Below are 16300 nucleotides of genomic sequence, written 5' to 3'. Positions count from 1 at the left end.
TTCCGAAACTCGAAGTACAGAGTTTCGGAAGCTGTCCCCTCTGTGTAAGAAAAGCAGAATGTCCCTATGTCCTCACGGGACGCGGTAGATGAGGATCGAGTCGCCGGCGCGTCCGATCGGTGTCCAGCGGTCGCGTGCGCGTGACAGCCAGCCTCCCGGTAGACCGTCCTCGATCGTCTGCGCCTGGGTCTGGGTGATCAAGCGCTGCGCGATCATCCACTCGGCGGCGTGCCTCACGGGCTCGCCGCGGCTCGTTCGGGCCTCACGATCGGCCAGGTAATCCTCGGCCCGGGCACGCGTCACCCATCCGCGCCGGACGACGTCGAGCGCGAACGCGCGATCGGTCGGGACGAAGAGCCCTTGGAGGACCGAGACGCTCGCCGCCAGGAGCCGGCCCTTCTCGGGCAGCAACGCGGGCTCGCCGGGCCTGAAATCGAGGAACGCGAAGACCTTGCGCGACCTGATGCCGTAGGCGAGCGGGTCGGCCGTTCCGAAATACGCCAGATCGACCTCGTTCGCGCCGTGCGCATCCATCCAGCGCTTCAGCCGTGAAAGGTCCTGTCCCCAATCGATGTTGGAATCGACGAGGTGTCTCCACCCGCCGCGCGCACCGCCGCCGAGGACGTTGAAATACGAGAGGTAACCGGGCGTCGCGAGGACGAACGAGATCGCGCATCCCGTGAGGAGAACGAGGACCGCCAGTCGGCGTCGATCGCGCGCTTCGATCCACGCCGCGGCGGGGCCGGCAGCCACGCACAGGAACGGATAGACCGGCGCGATGTGGCGGTGCCCGATGTTGAACCGGGCGCCGATCGCGAACGCCGTGAAGAGGAGCGGCACGAGCGCGATCGACCACCCGTCGAAGCTGCGACCGCGGCTTCGCCTCGTCTCTGAAGTCACCACCCAGAACACGAGCGCGATGAACGTGAGCGGCGTCTTGAGGGCGAACGCTTCGGGAAAATAGCGGTACCAGCCGGCGTTCGACTCCTCACCGTCGAGCCACGCAGTGCGCCCCGTCGCTTGCGACTTGGCGTAGGCGAGCCCGAACACGTACGCCTCGGGGAGAAGCTCGTGGTCGCGTGCGAAGGCGAGGACGGGAGACAGGGGCGCTTCCGCCGCGAGCGCCGGCCAGGGCATCGCGTACGAGGGGTCCGGCGAAGCGGCGTACCGAAAGCCATAGGCCGCCCAGACTCCCGCGAAACCGGCGGCTCCCGCGATGACGAGCGCGACGAGCCCCTGGCGAAGCGTGACGCGCTTGACGACGACCGCCGCAGCGACGAGCGGCAGCATCGCGGGCACGAGCAGGACTGTGTTGAACTTGAACAGGAGCGCCGCCGCGAACGCCGCGCCCGTGGCGAGCGCGCGGCCCCACGTCGGCACGCGTGTCCAGCGCCACAGGAGCCACGCGGTCGCGACCATCCCGAGCGCGCCGGGAAGGTCGGTCGTGACGAGGCGCGCGTGCGCGAGGATCGTCGGGCACGTCGCCGCGAGGGCCAGCGCGAGGAGTCCCGCGGGCTTCCCCCACAGCTCGCGCGCCCACGCGTAGACGACGAGGCAGACGAGCACCCCGAGGAGGAGCATGACGGTCCGCGCGGGGACGAGACGGACGGACGGGTCGCGCCGCGCGCTCTCTGCGATGGGCCCGTTAATCAGCTCGAAGCCGAACACCCACTCGTCGCCGGAGCCGGCGGTCCACGCCTGCGAGCGGTAGTCGCCGCCGCCTCGTCCGAGCGCGACGAGCGGGAGCGCGGCCAACATCTTCGCGAGGGGCGGGTGCTCCGGGTTCAGCCGGAAATCGCCCCGCTCGAGGTAGGAGACGCCGCCGCCGAGATGCGCGGTCTCGTCGAACGTCGCCGAATCGCCGCGCAGCGAGAGATAGCCGCAGGCGACGAAGATCGCCACGAGCGCCGCCACCGCGGCCCGGTGAAGCGTCTTGGGACTCACTCGTGCAGGTGGTACGGCACGCTCGTGACGACGATGTTCTCGCGGAAGAGGAGCGCACCCTTGATCAGCAGGGCGCGCTGGTTGTGGAGCAGATGGTGCCACCATCGCGCCGGCACGAATTCCGGGAGGAGGACGGTGACGAAGTCGTTGGGGCGCTCCTCATTGGTGATCTCGATGTACTCGAGGAGCGGCTCCATGACCGACCGGAACGGCGACGCCAGGATCTCGAGGCGGACCCCCTTGCCCCACCGCGTCCATTCCTCGCGGATCTCCTGCGTCGCGCGGGGATCGACATCGACGTAGACCGCGCGCACGTCGTCGGAGAGCGTCCTCGCGTACTCGAGCGCCTGCACGACCGCGCGGTGCACGCCGCCGATCGGCACGATCACCGTATTGTGCTTGCGCTCGGGCACCGACAGGCCCTTGAGCGAGAGCTGCTCGGCGACGCGCTCGTAGTGGCGGTGCGTGGAGAGGAAGTGCACGACGATGACGGGGATCAGAACGATGATGATCCACGCGCCTTCCATGAACTTCGTCGCGGCGACGACGCAGAGCACGATCAACGTGAGCGTCGCCCCGAGGCCGGAGATGAACGCGCCGATGCGCCAGTTCGGCTTCCGCTCCCGCCGCCACTTGAGCACCATCCCCGCCTGCGACAGCGTGAACGAGACGAACACGCCGAGCATGTAGAGCGGGATGAGGGCGTGCGTGTCGCCGCGGAACGCCACGAGAAGGACGCCCGCGAGCACGCTCAGCACGATGATCCCGTTCGAGAACGCGAGCCGGTCGCCCTGGTTCGCGAACTGCCGCGGCAGGAACTTGTCGCGCGCGACGATCGAGGCCAAGCGCGGAAAGTCGGAATACGCGGTGTTCGCCGCCAGCACGAGGATCATCGTGGTCGCGGCCTGCACCATGTAATAGATCGAGCCGCGGCCGCCCAAGATGGCGCGGTTGAGCTGCGAGATCACCGTCTCGTCGTGCTTTGGGACGATCGCGTAGGCATGCGCGAGGAGCGTGACCCCCATGAAGAGCGTGACGGCGCACGCCGCCATGACGAGGAGCGTGGTGGCGGCGTTCTTCGCCTCCGGCGGCTTGAACGCCGGCACGCCGTCGGAGATCGCTTCGATCCCGGTGAGCGCGGTGCATCCGTTCGCGAACGCCCGTAGGACGAGGAAGACGGTCAGCGAGCCGGCCTCCCTGGGCACGATGAGGCCGGAGGTCGCCTCGATCGGCACGATCTGCCCGGTCATCGCCTTGTACGCGCCGACGACGAGGAGCATCCCCATGCTCACGAGGAAGAAGTAGGTGGGGATCGCGAAGATCCGGCCCGATTCGCGTATGCCCCGGAGATTCCCAATGGCGATCCCGACGAGGAAGAGCAGCGACAGCACCACCGTGTGGTCGTGCCATTGGGGGAACGCCGACGTGATCGCGGCGACTCCCGCCGCGATGCTCACGGCGACGGTCAAAACGTAGTCCAGGAGCAGCGCCGCCGCCGCGACGAGTCCGGGGACGACGCCGATGTTCTCCCGCGCCACGCGGTACGCGCCACCGCCTCCGGGATACGAGTGGATCGTCTGGCGGTAGGAGAACGCGATGACGAGCATGAGGCCGGCGATGACGGCGCCGATCGGAGTCACGAACCACAGCGCCGACGTGCCCGCGATCAGCAGCGTGCGGAGGATTTCCTCCGTCGCATAGGCGACCGACGACAGCGCGTCCGAGGACAGGATGGCCAGTCCCGTCGACTTGGTGTAGCGCTCGTGATGGGCGAGATGCGATGGGATCGGCCGGCCCACAAGCACGTGCTTGAGGGCCCCCACCGCGAATCCAGGCGACACGACCGGTCCTCGCTTCCCCCGTCCCGCCGGGGTGGGCGGGTCCGGACCGGGGCAGGTTCTAGCACAAAGGCGACTCTTACAGAAACTTGACTTTGGTTTCCGAGAACCCCCGTAGAATCCCCGCCGCCGTGCTGCACGACCTCGTCGACATCTTCCTTCACCTCGACCGTCACCTCGGCGAATTCGTCACCGCCCACGGATCGTGGACGTACGGCGTGCTCTTCACGATCGTCTTCCTCGAGACCGGGGTCGTCGTCACGCCGATCCTGCCGGGCGACTCGCTCCTCTTCGCGTGCGGGGCCCTCGCCGCCGCAGGCACGCTCCAGCCCGCGCTTCTCTTCCTGGTGCTGTCGTTCGCGGCGATCCTGGGCGACGGCACGAACTACTCGATCGGCAAGCTGATCGGGCCGCGCGCATTCACCGGAAACATCCGGTTCCTGAAACGCGAGTACCTCGAGCGCACGCGCGCCTTCTACGAGCGCCACGGCGGCAAGACGATCTTCCTGGCGCGCTTCGTTCCGATCGTGCGGACGTTCGCGCCGTTCGTCGCCGGCATCGGAACGATGCCGTACCTGCGCTTCGCGGCCTACAACGTCGTCGGCGGATTTGCGTGGGTGGGACTCTGCCTGGGGGCGGGCTATCTCTTCGGGAACATCCCGTTCGTCAAGCAGAACTTCTCGGTCGTGATTCTCGGGATCGTCGTCGTGTCGGTGTTGCCGCTGGTGGTGGAGTGGCTACGGCACCGGAAGTCGACAGTCAACAGTTGACAGTCAACAGTTCAGAACTGTGAAACTGTGAACTGTCGACTGTGAACTACTGCGGCAGCGACATCGGACGCGCGAGGCGCTCGTCGCTCACGATCCCGATCTTGAGATTCTCGTCGCCCTTCTTGGCCATGTCCACGATGCGGATGACGGCCTCGTAGTTCAGCTTCTCCTCGGCGGCGAGGAAGAGGATCTTGTCGATCTGCTTCCGGTTCTTGAACGTCTCGGTGATGCGGGTCGGGAGCTGCGAGACGTCGACTTCTTCCTTGTTGAGGTAAACGCGGCACCCGGGGGGCAAATCCTTGGAGTTCAGGACGGTCGCGATCGAGGGGCAGGCCTCGGCGTTGATGGCGAGGATGACGGGCGGATTGTCGGCGTTCGGAACGACGGGCTCCGTCGATTCCTTCGGGATCTCGATGTCGTAGCCGCGCTGCGAGAGCGGGACGACCGCCATGAAGATGATCAGGAGCACGAGCAGGACGTCGATGAGCGGCGTGACGTTGATGTCGGCGTTGAGTCCGCCCCCGCCGCCGGCTGTCATGGCCATGGAATCTCTCCTCTTCCCGCTCGGCTACTCTTGCTTCAACGTGATGAGACCGACCTGCTCGAATCCGGTCTCCTTCACCTTGAGCATCGCCTTCTTGACCTCGCCGTACTCCAGCCGCGCGTCGCCCTTGATCACGATCGAGGCGTTCTTGTTGCGCTGATACTCCTCGGTGAGGCGGTCGGCGAACGCCTGCGGGCTCGCCAGCGGCTCCTTGTCGACGAAGATCTGCTTGTCCTTCGAGACCGAGATGAGGATCTGGGTCTTCTCCTCGGGCTTCGTCGGAGGATTCGACGCCTTGGGCACCTGCACGGGCGGGCCCTTCGTGAGCATGGGCGTCACGACCATGAAGATGATCAGCATCACCAGCATCACGTCGACGAGCGGCGTGACGTTGATCGCCGAGTTGACGCTTTCGACCTTAACGCTTTGCACTCGCCGCCTCGTGCTTCTTCAGGAAGAAGTCGAGAAGCTCGGCCGAGGAGTTCGACATCTCGATCTGGAACCGCTCGAGGCGCGTCGTGAAGTAGTTGAACGCCATGACCGCGGGGACGGCGACGAAGATGCCGAACGCCGTCGTGATGAGCGCTTCCGAGATACCGGCCGACACCGTCGCGAGACCGCCCGAGCCGGACGCCGCGATGCCGGTGAACGCGTTGATGATGCCGACGACCGTGCCGAAGAGGCCGATGAACGGCGCCGCCGAGCCGATGGTCGCCAGGCCGCCCGTCCCCTTCTTCATCTCGGCGGCGGTCAGCGACACGGCGCGATCGAGCGCACGGCCGACGGCGCCGACGAGATCGTGGCTGTCGTGCAGCTCGGCCTTGTCGTTGTCGTACTCGATGAGTCCCGCCGATACGACCTTCGCGATGTGGGACCTCTTGTACTTCCGCGCGGACTCGAGAGCGCCGGCGAAGTTGTTGTCCTTGAGGTTCCTCACGAAGTGGGGAAGGAACTCGAGCGACTCCTTCCGCGCCGCCTTGTAGCTGCGGAACTTGTCGATCATGACGGCGATCGAGTAGACCGACAGGATGATCAAGATGAAGATGACGGCCTTGCCGACCCAGCTCGCATCGATGAACATCTGAATGGGATTCATCTATTGGCTCCTTGGATCCTTTGTGACGCGCGTGTCGCTAGCGCAACCGGAAATCGACGCGAATGGTGAAGTAAATGGCGACCGGCTTACCGCTCTGGAGGGCCGGCTTGTACTTTCGCTGCTTGACCGCCTCGATGGCGGCATCGTTGAACATCGGGTTCGACGAAGCGAGCACCGTCACCTCGCCGACGTTCCCTTCCTTGTCGATGACCGCCTGGATGGTCACCTTGCCCTCGATGCGCGCGCGGCGCGCGACGTCGGGGTAGGTCGGCTGCACGTCCTTGATGATGACCGGGAGGATGACGTCGCCGGTCGGCAGGATCGGCTCGTCGCCGGTGCCGCCCTCGACGCCGCCCACGACACCGCCGGGCACGCCGCCCACGACACCGCCGGGCACGCCGCCGGGCACGCCGCCCTCGACGCCGCCCTCGACACCCTCATCGGCCGGCGCTTCGGGCGCCTTCGGGACGATCTCCGGCGTGATGGTCGGCTGGACGACCTCTTGCGGCTTGATCTCCACCTTCTCCGTCTTCGGCTTCGACGAGCCGGCGGGCGGAGGAGGCGGAGGCGGCGGTGGAGGCGGAGGCGCGGCCCCGATGAACGAGATCGCGAGATCGGGGTCCTGAACCGCCTGAACGATCCAGTACGAGACGCCGACGATCAAACCGATGACGAGAACGTGGGCGCCGATCGCAATCGGGAGGGACCACTTGTTGTGTCCCGCATCCTTCGCGGTGGTGCTCTCGAGCATCGAGTCGAACATCGCGAGATCCTCAGGGCCTCAGGGAGCTAGCTGGCCTTCGGCTTGGCCGCTTGCTGCTTCCGGATGTCGAGCGCCTTCTTCTGATACTCGTCGGCCTTGGCGTACGCCTGGCCGGCCTCGGCGTTCTTGCCGACGGCGGCCAGGGCCTTGGCTTTCTCACGGTAGATCAGGTTGATGTAGGAGAGCGCGTCGAAATAGTTCGGGTCGATCGCGAGCGCCTTGTCGAGCGCCTGGATGCCCTTGTCGACGACCTGCTCGCGCTCTTCTTGCGAGACGGCGAGGCCGCCGTGGTACGACCGCGCCCAGCAGTTGACGCCGAGCGTGTACCAGGCTTCCTTGTTTGTCGAGTCCATGTTGGCGCGCTTCTCGAAGTACTCGAGCGCCTTCGTGAAGTCGCCGTTCTTCTGATACATCGTCGCGATCTGATTGATGAGCACGAGATCGTTCGGGCGCTTCTCGAGCTGCTTGACGAGATAGGCGATCGCCTTGTCCTTCTCGCCCGCCGAGTCGAGGAAGCTCAGGTAGTACTTCTCGGTCTTCTCGAGGACCTCCGTCGACGGAGGGGTGAGCGTGAGGGTCTTCTCGAACGCGGCGAGCCCCTTCTCGGCGTATTCCTTGTCCTTGGGGTGCTCGGAGCCCGGGTGGTAGAGCGCGAGGTAGGAAATCGCCATGTCGTAGTTGGCGTCCCAGTTCGACGGGTTGATCTTGACGATCTCCTGGTACTTGAGGATTGCCTCGTCGTACTTCTGCGCGGTGAAGAGAGCGTTCGCTTCCTTCTGGAGCTTGTGCTCCGTCATGTTGGAACAGGCCGAGGCGGCCACCAGGACCGTGGCCGCGACCGTGCAGGCCAGCCACCCGCGAGACGTCGTCATGCAAGCTCCCTTTATGGTGTGCATCTTCCGGGCAGCCAGCGCCGCCCGCCAGCGAGCGACCAGGCGTGTGCTGCGTGAACTCCGCATCCCATATTGACCCGTGGCCACCCTTCTCGATAGGACAAGAGAGCGGCGCATGGTAACGCAAGGCCCCCCCGGAGGCCAACACCCGGACTGTGACGGTCCGGTGGCTATTCGAGCGCTCCCCCGCAGCTCGAGCCGGCTCCGGCGGTGCACCCCAGGCAGTGCCGGTCGGTGCGCACGCGACGGCTGAGACCGCCCCTTTCGAGGAGGGCGCGCAGGGTGGCCGGCCCGCCGGGGTCCACCGGCAATTCGAGCATCTGATTGAAATCGCAGTCGTAAAGGGCGCCGTCCCAGCCGACCGACAGGTGCGTCCGGCACATGACCCCGGCGGCGGCCGCGGGGTTGAACGTCCGGAGGAGGAGGTCCATGTAGCGGCCCGTGTTCGCCGTCCGCTCGAGGAACTCCAGGAACCGGCTGATCGGCATGTTGGCGATGGTCAGGAGGCGATCGAACACGACACCGTGACGGTCCCGGAGCTCACGCCGGTAGTCCCGCTCGAGCGACGCCTGGGTCCCCGGCAGGAACGCCCCGACCGGGTTGTGGACGAGGTCCACGACGAGACCGCGCCCTGTGCCGTAGCCGGCGTCGTTCAGCCTGCGGAGCGCGGCGACGCTCTTGGCGAACACCCCTTCGCCGCGCTGCGTGTCGGTGCCGCTCGCGCGGAACGACGGGAGGGACGCGACGATGTCCACACGGTGTTCGGCGAGGAACGGAACGAGGCCGTCCTGGGACGGGAGGAGCAGGACCGTGAGGTTGCAGCGGTCGATGACGCGCCGGCCGAGGCGCCGCCCGGCCTCGACCAGGAACCGGAACTCGGGGCTGAGCTCGGGCGCGCCGCCGGTGATGTCGAGCGTCGGGATCGGATGCCGGGTCAGGAGCTCGACGACCTGCTCCGCGGTCTCGTGCGTCATCGACTCGCGCCGGTCGGGTCCGGCGTCGACATGGCAATGGCCGCAGGTCTGGTTGCAGAGCTTCCCGACGTTGACCTGGAGCACCTCGATCGCCCTCGTCTCGAGCGGCGCGACGCCCCGGCTCTCGAGCACCGCGTCGAACGCGGGCGCTCCGGTCCGCGCGAGCGTTCGAAGCTGCTCGGTAGGGCTCGCGAGCGGATGCCGGACCGACAGGAGCGAGGGCACGCGCTACATCCCGACCTTCTCGGCGATGTTGCGCATCTGCACGCCGTGGACGAGCGACGAGCCGCCGCGGATCGCGTTCGCCACGTGGACCGCCTCGGTCATCTGGTCGAGGTCGGCCCCCTTCTCGAGGCACGCGTTCGTGTAGGCGTCGATGCAGTACGGGCACTGGACGCTGTGGGCGACGCCGAGCGCGATGAGCGCCTTCTCGCGCTCGGTGAGCGCGCCGTCCGCGAAGACGGCGCTGTAGTACTCCATGTACTTGGCCCACAGCTCGGGCCGGTTCTTTCCCATCTCCGCGAATTTCGACAGGTCGTGAGGACAGTAGTAGGTGTCCATCAGAGCTCCGCGACGGTGAGCGTGACGTCGGCGCCGCGCCACGCCTGCTTGAACTGGGTGGCCGCAGCGGCGGCCTCGGCGTCCTTCTTCTGGCGCTTCAGCGACTCGGCGAGCCCGAAGAGCGAGCGTCCGTTGCTCGGGTTCTTCTCGAGGTCTTTCCGGAAGACCGCTTCCGCCTCGGCGTTCTTCCCCGCCCGGAGCAGCTCGCCGCCCAGGGACTCTCGGACCGGGTAGTACCAGATCGGCGGCTCGTCGTAGGCCATCTCGTCCTGGACGTTGACCGCCTTCGTCCAAGCGGCGATCGCGGCATCGGCGTCGCCGCGCAACGAAGCGATGCGCGCGTCGAGCATCGCCGTGGCGACGTCGAGAACGCTCTTGCTGGTGTTGAGGTTCATCATGGCATCGGGCGGCACCGCGGCCCGCGCCGCCTCGAACGCCGTCTTCTCCTTCGCCGCCTCCTCGTTCTTCTTCTGGGAATACAGCGCGTAGGCGCGCGCCCAGTGCCAGAGCGCGGTTGCCGTCGGCAGCTCGGGCAGCGGCGGGCCGACCGCGAGGGCTTCGTCCCACCGGCCGAAACGGAGCGGCATGCAGAACGGAAGGTGGACCACGAACTCGACCATCGGGATGTCCTTCTCGACCGGCGCGACGAGGGCTCCCATCCGGCGGGCCGCGTCGAGCGACACCTTCGCGTTCCCCTCCATGCCTGCGGAGACCGCGAGGAACTGCAAGTTGTGGCCGTAGTACATCAGGGGGTAGATCCCTTCGACTTTGTTGGTCTGGATGTATTTCTCATCGACCTTCGCGCCGATCGCGTTCGCCCGGCTGGCCCCGGCATAGTCACCCGTCCTCATGTAGACGTGCGCGGGCATGTGCACGAGATGGCCCGCGCCCGGGATGAGCGTCTCCAGACGTTTCGCCGAAGCCGTGGCGCGGCCCGGGTTCGGGGAAGCCTCGGTGGCGTGGATGTAATAGTGGTTCGCGCCCGGGTGATCGGGACTTCGTTTGAGCACCTCTTCGAGCGTCGCAACGATCTCGAGCGTCCCCTCCGCCGGCTTCCCGTCGAGGTCCCAGAAGTGCCAGGGCCGGAGATCCATCATCGACTCGGCGAAGAGGACGGCGACGTCGTCGTCCTTCGGGAACTTCGCGTGCACCGCACGCATCGCATCGGCGTACGCCTGGTCGAGCTTGGCCCGGTCGGCGCTCGGATCGGCGGTGTACCGGTTCATGAGGGCGAGGATCAGCTCGCGCTCGACCGGACTCGCCTTCACCGCAAGCCCCTTCGCCTTCACGACCGCCTCGACCGCTTTCGCGTTCCGATCCGGATCGATCGGAAGATTGATGTTCGGCCCGAGGACGATCGCGACTCCCCACCAGCAGATCGCGCACGACGGGTCGAGGCGCGCCGCCTCGCGGAACGCCCGCTCCGCCTCGTCGTGGTTGAACCCGTAGAGCAGGCGCATCCCCTGGTCGAAGTACTTCTGCGCCGCGGCGTTCTTCGACGAGATCGGCCGGTGGAACGTCCCGAGGTCGGTGAAGAGAGGCACCGGTTTGGTCGCATCGGCGGCCGGGGCCGGCATGGCGTGATCGGCGGCCGGAGGTGCATCGGCCGCCAAGACGAAGAGGGCGAGAGCGGTCGCGATCATGCGGGATCCTCCGCGGGGAGGCTACCCGTCCCGCGGTGAGATCGGCAAGTCCGGCTTGAATGCCGCGGGTCGCGAACCTACGATGGGGTCGTGAGCGATCTCGATCGCATCGATCATGTCGCGGTCTCGGTGAAGAACATCGCCGAAGCGGTCGCCTGGTACACGAAGACCTTCCGCTGCACCGTCGCCTATCAAGACGACACCTGGGCCTATCTCGACTTCGCGAACGCGCGTCTCGCGCTCGTCGTTCCCGAGCAGCACCCGCCGCATCTCGGGTTCACGAGCCCCGATGCGGCCTCGTTCGGGCCGCTCAAGACGCATCGCGACGGCACGCGGTCGACGTACATCGAAGACCCTGCCGGGAACGCCGTCGAGATCGTGGCGGCGGATTGACGGGCGCGTCCCCGCCGGCGAAAGGTCTCCGCGCGATCGTCCTGGCGATGCGGTCGTGGCGGACCGCCTCCGTCGCGGTCATGTCCTTCGCCTCGGGTCTCCCCCTGGGGCTCGTCTACGTCGCGATCCCCGACTGGATGCGGTCGATCGGCGTCGACCTCAAGGTCGTCGGACTCATCACGCTCGCGCAGGCGCCGTGGTCGTTCAAGGTGCTGTGGGCGCCTCTCCTCGACCGGTACGTTCCCCCGTTCCTCGGCCGGCGCCGCGGCTGGGCCGCGATCGCGCAGGTCGGGCTCTTCGCGACGACGCTCGCGCTCGCGGGTGTCGCACGCCACCCGGACGCGCCCTTCGTCATCGGCGCCCTCGCGCTCGCCATCGCCTTCGCCGCCGCGACCCAGGACATCGCGGTCGACGCGTACGCCGTCGACGTCCTGCGCCCCGAGGAGCAAGGCGTCGCCGCCGGCTTCCGGACCGCGTCTTACTTCATGGCGATGCGCCTCGCCGGCGCCTTCGCGATCACCTTCGCCGCGTGGACGTCGTGGCCGCTCGTCCTCGTCGTCATCGCGGTCCTGTTCCTCGTCCTCATCGTGGCGACCTCGTTCGCGCCGAAGCCGGAGGAGCCGGCGGCGCCCCCGCGAACGCTGCGGGAGGCGGTGTGGCAGCCGTTCGTCGGCTTCCTCTCGCGCCCACTCGCGCTCCAGATCCTCGGCTTCGTTCTCTGCTACAAGCTCTCCGACGTCATGGCGAACGCGCTCCTCCGGCCGTTCCTCCACGACATGGGCTACAACGAGATCGACCGCGGCGTCGTCCTGGGCCTCGTCACCTGGGCCTCGACGGCGGTCGGCGCCCTCTTCGGGGGCGTGCTGACGACCGCCGTCGGTGTCGGCCGCGCCCTCTGGATCTTCGGCATCATCCAATCGCTCGTCAACATCGGCTACGTCGCGGTCGCGATGAGCGCTCCGAATCGCATCCTCATGCTCTCGGCGACGGGGCTCGAGACCCTCGCTTCGGGGATGGGCACCGGGGCATTCTCGGTTCTGCTGCTGCGCCTCACGTCGAAACGCTTCTCCGCAACCCAGTACTCGCTGATGTCGAGCCTCTTCGCTCTTCCTCGCATCATCTCCGGCCCGATCTGCGGCATCGTCGTCGACGCCGTCGGCTGGGTGGCGTACTTCTGGCTCTCCGTCGCCGCCGGGATCCCCGGTCTGCTGCTCCTGAGACGCTTCGCCCCTCTCGGCGGCGCCGAGCCCGACCTGCAGGCCGAGGCGCGTGGGGGCGCCGAGCCCATCACCACGCGCGCGCTGACGTTCGCGGGCGTCGGCGCAGGGGTCGCCGTCTTTCTCGGCGCGACGCTGATGACGGCCGTGCTCGGCGCGTTGAAGGGAATGCGTGCGACGCCTCCGCTGCCGTTCGATCTCGCGCGGCCGCTCCTGGACCTCGTGAGCCTGGACAGTCCCGGCGACGTCGTGCGCCTCGCCGGGCTCTTCAGCGTGGGAGCGATCGGCGGCCTCTTCACCGCCGCGGTGCTGGCGGCGAAGAGAACCGTTCCGGCATCTTGATCTCGAAGGGTCAGCCCGCGCGCTTCTGATCTAGCCTGATCACGACCTCGCTCGCGGCGAGGTGTTGTCGCTCGCTATCTCCGGCGCGCTTCACTTCGCGGCCGCTGTTCTCCACTCCCCAGATCTCCCTGAGGTAGAAGCGGTCGCCGACCCTGTCGGACACGAGGGACGTCGTCTTGGAGTTGTCCCTGTCCGGGAGCAAGGCTCGGTGTCTCATGGGAGACCTCCAACGAGCCCCCTCGAAACGGATTGTGGGCGCGGCGCTCACGTACCGCCACGTTTCCGCCCACCGGGGTTTCCCTACCGTTAAGATGACTCCACGCTGAGGGTTCCATGCCGCGACCGACCATTCTGCTCCTGGGACTGCTGCTGATCGCCGGCCCGGCCATCGCAGGCGGCGGCCAGCCGAAGCCGGAGAACGAGCCGATCGAGGTCGGGCCGGGAGTCGACCCGCCGAAACCTGCGATGGGTTCCTACCTCCCCGCGAAGCTCTTCGCTGCGACTGCCGGTGCCGCCGTCGTGCGCGCGTTGATCGGAGTCGATGGCGACGTCGAAAAGGTGGAGATCGTCGAAGCCTCGGATCCTCGCCTCGCTGCATTGGCCCAACAGATGATGACCTCTCGCAAGTTCGAGCCCGCGCGTCGTGACGGGCACCCCGTCGCCGTGTGGTGGAAGGAGACGCTGCGATTCAAGTCGGAGTCGGATGAGCTGGAATCGATCGAGGCGTGCCATGAAGCGATTCCGCCGGGTCAGCCGCTGACCGACATGACCGACGTGGAGGTTCCTGTGGCCGTCCGACCTGCAATCGTGGAGACAACGGCCGCGATGCACCGGAAACCCGGATCGGTCACTCTCCAATGTGTCGTCGATACTTGCGGTCACGTGCACGATTGCGACGCTTTGAACAGCTCCGGACCCGAATACGAGGAAGCCGCGCGGTCGGCGGCCGGCCGAGCGCTGTTCAGCCCCGCGCGACGCCATGGCGAGGCGGTCGCCGTGTTCTATACGTTCCGCATCGACATCCGCTTCCGCTAGTGACCTACGCCGTCGCACTCGTCACCGGCGCCTCGAGCGGCATTGGCCGGTCGCTCGCCCGCCAGCTCGCCGACCAAGGCACGAAGGTCGCCTGCGTCGCCCGCCGCGGCGACCTGCTCGATGGGCTCGTGGCGGAGATCCGCGACCACGGCGGGACCGCGCTTCCCCTCGTCGCGGACGTGCGCGACCGTTGCGCCGTGCACGCGGCCGCCGCCCAGGCCGAGCGCGATCTGGGGCCGATCGATCTCCTGATCGCGAACGCCGGCATCGGGCAAGCGATGCCCTTGAAGGAGTTCGACGCGGCGGCATTCGAAGACACGATCAGGACCAACCTCTTGGGTGCGGTCTACGCGGTCGAAGCGGTGCTCCCCGGAATGATCAGTCGCGGCGCCGGGCACATCGTCGGCATCTCGAGCCTGGCCGCCTATCGAGGCCTTCCCGAGACTCAGGCGTACGGCGCCAGCAAGGCCGCGCTGAACTCGTTCCTCGAAGGTGTGCGCGCGGAAGTGCGTCCGCGCGGAGTGTTCGTCACCACGATCTGCCCCGGCTTCATCCGCACGCCGATGACATCGAAGAACACGCACCCGATGCCGTTCCTATTGGAGTCCGACGAGGCCGCGCGCCGCATCCTCCGCGCGATCCGAAACCGACGTCGGGTATACAACTTCCCGCTGCCGATGGCGGCGTTCACGAAGCTCGTCCACTTCCTGCCGGCGGGACTCGTCGATCGCATCGTGGGGAGGGACAGGTGGTTCGATTGAGAGTCGTCTCGTGCGCATTCGCAGCGTTCTTGGTGTTGGCGCCGACGTTCGCCGATCCAGTGGATGTCGAGGCGATCGAGCGTGAGGCAATCGCCGTCGGCCCCGGCATCGACCCCCCGACACTTCGAATGGAGTCGCAACGGCCACAGCCGGAAAAAGTTTCGGGCACGGTCACCGTCAAGGCGCTCGTCGACGCTAGCGGAGAGGTTCGCAGGGTGACGATCGTCGAGGCATCGGACGCGAGCCTCGAAGACCTCGCGCGCGACGTCATGTTCTCGCGTCACTACGATCCGGCGAAGAAGGACGGGAAGCCGGTGGCCGTTTGGTGGACGATCCGGTTGCAATTTCTCCCGGCCGAACCGCAGATCGAGGCCACGCTGAAATGTGATCCGGACAGCATTGATGATGCGGTCCCGTCGGAGCCGAACGGGGCGACGGAGCTCCCGACTCGGGTACGCAGCGTCGCCCCCCTGATGTCGAGCAAGATCCGCCGTCTGGGCAACGGCTACGCCAACCTCCAGTGCATCATCGATCGATGCGGGCGCGTGAAGGACTGCAAGGCCGTCCAGTCATCGGGTCCCGATTACACCGAGGCGGCCGAGCACGCCGTGCTCCAGTGGCTCTATCGTCCCGCCACGCAGGACGGGAAACCGATCGCGGTCTACTTCACCATCCGTGTGGATTTCAAAGTTCGATGACCCCTCACTCGATCCGCGCCAAGCGCCGCGTCTATGACTTCCCGTGGCCGATGGCGGCGTTCACGAAGCTCGTTCACTTCCTACCGGCCGGCGTCGTCGATCGCATCGTGGGGAGGGACAAGTGGTTCGATTGAGAGTCGCGCTCGCCCTGTCGCTTGCTCTCATTCCGGGGGTCGCCGTCGCGTCGCGCGTCGACAAGGAAGCGATCGAGGTGGGGCCGGGAATCGAGCCGCCGAAGCCCGGCCGGACGATGACGATACCGTTCGACGCCGTTCCGTCGGACTTGACCGGCACCGTGACCGCGCGCCTGCTTCTCGACGCCGACGGTGTCGTTCGCAAGGTCAAGATCCTGACGTCGACCGATGCTCGCCTGAAGAGCCGCGCGCGCGAGCTGCTCAGCGGCGCGAAGTTCCAACCGGCGATGCGCGATGCCTCACCCGTCGCCGTCTGGTGGACCGAGACCGTAACCTTCGTTTCGGCGGAGGCGGAGTTCGCGTCGATCCTCGCGTGCGATCCTTCGAAGATCGAGACGAGCGCCCCCGTCGATCCGGCGGGCGATGCATCGATCACGCTGCCGATCCTCATCCGCGACGCCGCCCCGCCGACCACTACGGCGATTCGCAAGCGTGGGGACGGCTTCGCGAAACTCGCCTGTGTCATCGATGCTTGCGGCCAAGTCGATGACTGCAAGGTTCTGGCATCGTCGGGAAACGAGTACGTCGACCCCGCGATCACCGCGGCGCGCGAGCGCCTCTATCGTCCGGCCCATCGCGGAGGCAAGCCGATTCCGGTCTACTTCACGTTGACGATCACCTTTGAATTATGAGT

General features: G+C 66.9%; 19 protein-coding genes. 8 read left to right on the top strand and 11 right to left on the bottom strand.

The window, feature by feature from the left end:
* Nucleotides 1–72: 72 nt before the first annotated feature.
* Complete coding sequence (locus VFV19_09585) at nucleotides 73–1944, bottom strand: glycosyltransferase family 39 protein (GenBank protein HEX4824555.1); 1872 nt, start codon at nucleotides 1942–1944, stop codon at nucleotides 73–75.
* Nucleotides 1941–3785, bottom strand: coding sequence for an APC family permease (locus tag VFV19_09580; GenBank protein ID HEX4824554.1), 1845 nt, complete (start codon nucleotides 3783–3785; stop codon nucleotides 1941–1943). Before VFV19_09580 ends, VFV19_09585 begins: the two co-directional genes overlap by 4 nt.
* 128 nt (nucleotides 3786–3913) lie before the next feature.
* Here VFV19_09580 and VFV19_09575 point away from each other — a divergent pair, with 128 nt between their 5' ends.
* Entirely contained in the window at nucleotides 3914–4552 is a 639-nt protein-coding gene (locus tag VFV19_09575; GenBank protein ID HEX4824553.1) for a DedA family protein, read from the top strand.
* A gap of 46 nt (nucleotides 4553–4598) precedes the next feature.
* Here VFV19_09575 and VFV19_09570 read toward each other — a convergent pair whose 3' ends face one another.
* From VFV19_09570 to VFV19_09535, 8 genes are all read right to left on the bottom strand, one after another.
* Nucleotides 4599–5096: a biopolymer transporter ExbD gene (locus VFV19_09570; GenBank protein ID HEX4824552.1), complete on the bottom strand. Its 498-nt coding sequence runs from the start codon at nucleotides 5094–5096 to the stop codon at nucleotides 4599–4601.
* 24 nt (nucleotides 5097–5120) lie between these two features.
* On the bottom strand, nucleotides 5121–5528 hold the full coding sequence (locus VFV19_09565; GenBank protein HEX4824551.1) for a biopolymer transporter ExbD: 408 nt from the start codon (nucleotides 5526–5528) through the stop codon (nucleotides 5121–5123).
* Nucleotides 5515–6192, bottom strand: a complete 678-nt coding sequence (locus VFV19_09560) for a MotA/TolQ/ExbB proton channel family protein (GenBank protein HEX4824550.1) — start codon at nucleotides 6190–6192, stop codon at nucleotides 5515–5517. Before VFV19_09560 ends, VFV19_09565 begins: the two co-directional genes overlap by 14 nt.
* Before the next feature lie 37 nt (nucleotides 6193–6229).
* A complete protein-coding gene (locus VFV19_09555; protein HEX4824549.1) occupies nucleotides 6230–6955 on the bottom strand; it encodes a TonB family protein in 726 nt (241 codons plus the stop codon).
* Between the two features lie 26 nt (nucleotides 6956–6981).
* Nucleotides 6982–7827 (bottom strand): hypothetical protein, encoded by an 846-nt coding sequence (locus VFV19_09550; protein HEX4824548.1) that lies wholly within the window; start codon nucleotides 7825–7827, stop codon nucleotides 6982–6984.
* A 191-nt stretch (nucleotides 7828–8018) separates the two neighbouring features.
* A complete protein-coding gene (arsS, locus tag VFV19_09545; protein HEX4824547.1) occupies nucleotides 8019–9047 on the bottom strand; it encodes an arsenosugar biosynthesis radical SAM (seleno)protein ArsS in 1029 nt (342 codons plus the stop codon).
* 3 nt (nucleotides 9048–9050) lie between these two features.
* Entirely contained in the window at nucleotides 9051–9383 is a 333-nt protein-coding gene (locus VFV19_09540; protein HEX4824546.1) for an arsenosugar biosynthesis-associated peroxidase-like protein, read from the bottom strand.
* Nucleotides 9383–11026: a tetratricopeptide repeat protein gene (locus VFV19_09535; protein ID HEX4824545.1), complete on the bottom strand. Its 1644-nt coding sequence runs from the start codon at nucleotides 11024–11026 to the stop codon at nucleotides 9383–9385. Before VFV19_09535 ends, VFV19_09540 begins: the two co-directional genes overlap by 1 nt.
* A 90-nt stretch (nucleotides 11027–11116) precedes the next feature.
* Here VFV19_09535 and VFV19_09530 point away from each other — a divergent pair, with 90 nt between their 5' ends.
* The gene (locus VFV19_09530) at nucleotides 11117–11419 is read left to right on the top strand and encodes a VOC family protein (protein HEX4824544.1); all 303 of its coding nucleotides are present in this window, start codon (nucleotides 11117–11119) and stop codon (nucleotides 11417–11419) included.
* The gene (locus VFV19_09525; protein HEX4824543.1) at nucleotides 11416–12978 is read left to right on the top strand and encodes an MFS transporter; all 1563 of its coding nucleotides are present in this window, start codon (nucleotides 11416–11418) and stop codon (nucleotides 12976–12978) included. The genes VFV19_09530 and VFV19_09525 overlap by 4 nt, the downstream gene beginning before the upstream one ends.
* 10 nt (nucleotides 12979–12988) lie before the next feature.
* On the opposite strand, the gene VFV19_09520 is transcribed toward VFV19_09525, so the two are convergent.
* A complete protein-coding gene (locus VFV19_09520; GenBank protein ID HEX4824542.1) occupies nucleotides 12989–13195 on the bottom strand; it encodes a hypothetical protein in 207 nt (68 codons plus the stop codon).
* A 116-nt stretch (nucleotides 13196–13311) separates the two neighbouring features.
* On the opposite strand from VFV19_09520, the gene VFV19_09515 reads away from it, so the two are divergent.
* The 5 genes from VFV19_09515 to VFV19_09495 are packed head-to-tail and all read left to right on the top strand — an operon-like array spanning nucleotide 13312 to nucleotide 16298.
* On the top strand, nucleotides 13312–14013 hold the full coding sequence (locus VFV19_09515) for an energy transducer TonB (protein HEX4824541.1): 702 nt from the start codon (nucleotides 13312–13314) through the stop codon (nucleotides 14011–14013).
* Nucleotides 14013–14774 carry an SDR family NAD(P)-dependent oxidoreductase gene (locus VFV19_09510; GenBank protein HEX4824540.1) on the top strand — a complete coding sequence of 254 codons (762 nt, stop codon included), beginning with the start codon at nucleotides 14013–14015 and terminating at the stop codon, nucleotides 14772–14774. Before VFV19_09515 ends, VFV19_09510 begins: the two co-directional genes overlap by 1 nt.
* The gene (locus VFV19_09505) at nucleotides 14762–15472 is read left to right on the top strand and encodes an energy transducer TonB (GenBank protein ID HEX4824539.1); all 711 of its coding nucleotides are present in this window, start codon (nucleotides 14762–14764) and stop codon (nucleotides 15470–15472) included. Before VFV19_09510 ends, VFV19_09505 begins: the two co-directional genes overlap by 13 nt.
* Nucleotides 15469–15606 carry a hypothetical protein gene (locus VFV19_09500; protein HEX4824538.1) on the top strand — a complete coding sequence of 46 codons (138 nt, stop codon included), beginning with the start codon at nucleotides 15469–15471 and terminating at the stop codon, nucleotides 15604–15606. The genes VFV19_09505 and VFV19_09500 overlap by 4 nt, the downstream gene beginning before the upstream one ends.
* Nucleotides 15594–16298: an energy transducer TonB gene (locus tag VFV19_09495; GenBank protein ID HEX4824537.1), complete on the top strand. Its 705-nt coding sequence runs from the start codon at nucleotides 15594–15596 to the stop codon at nucleotides 16296–16298. The genes VFV19_09500 and VFV19_09495 overlap by 13 nt, the downstream gene beginning before the upstream one ends.
* Nucleotides 16299–16300 lie beyond the last annotated feature (2 nt).

Source organism: Candidatus Polarisedimenticolaceae bacterium (genome assembly GCA_036275915.1).
In the GTDB taxonomy this organism is placed as follows: Bacteria; Acidobacteriota; Polarisedimenticolia; order Polarisedimenticolales; family DASRJG01; genus DASRJG01.
This window is presented reverse-complemented; position numbering and strand designations above follow the sequence as displayed.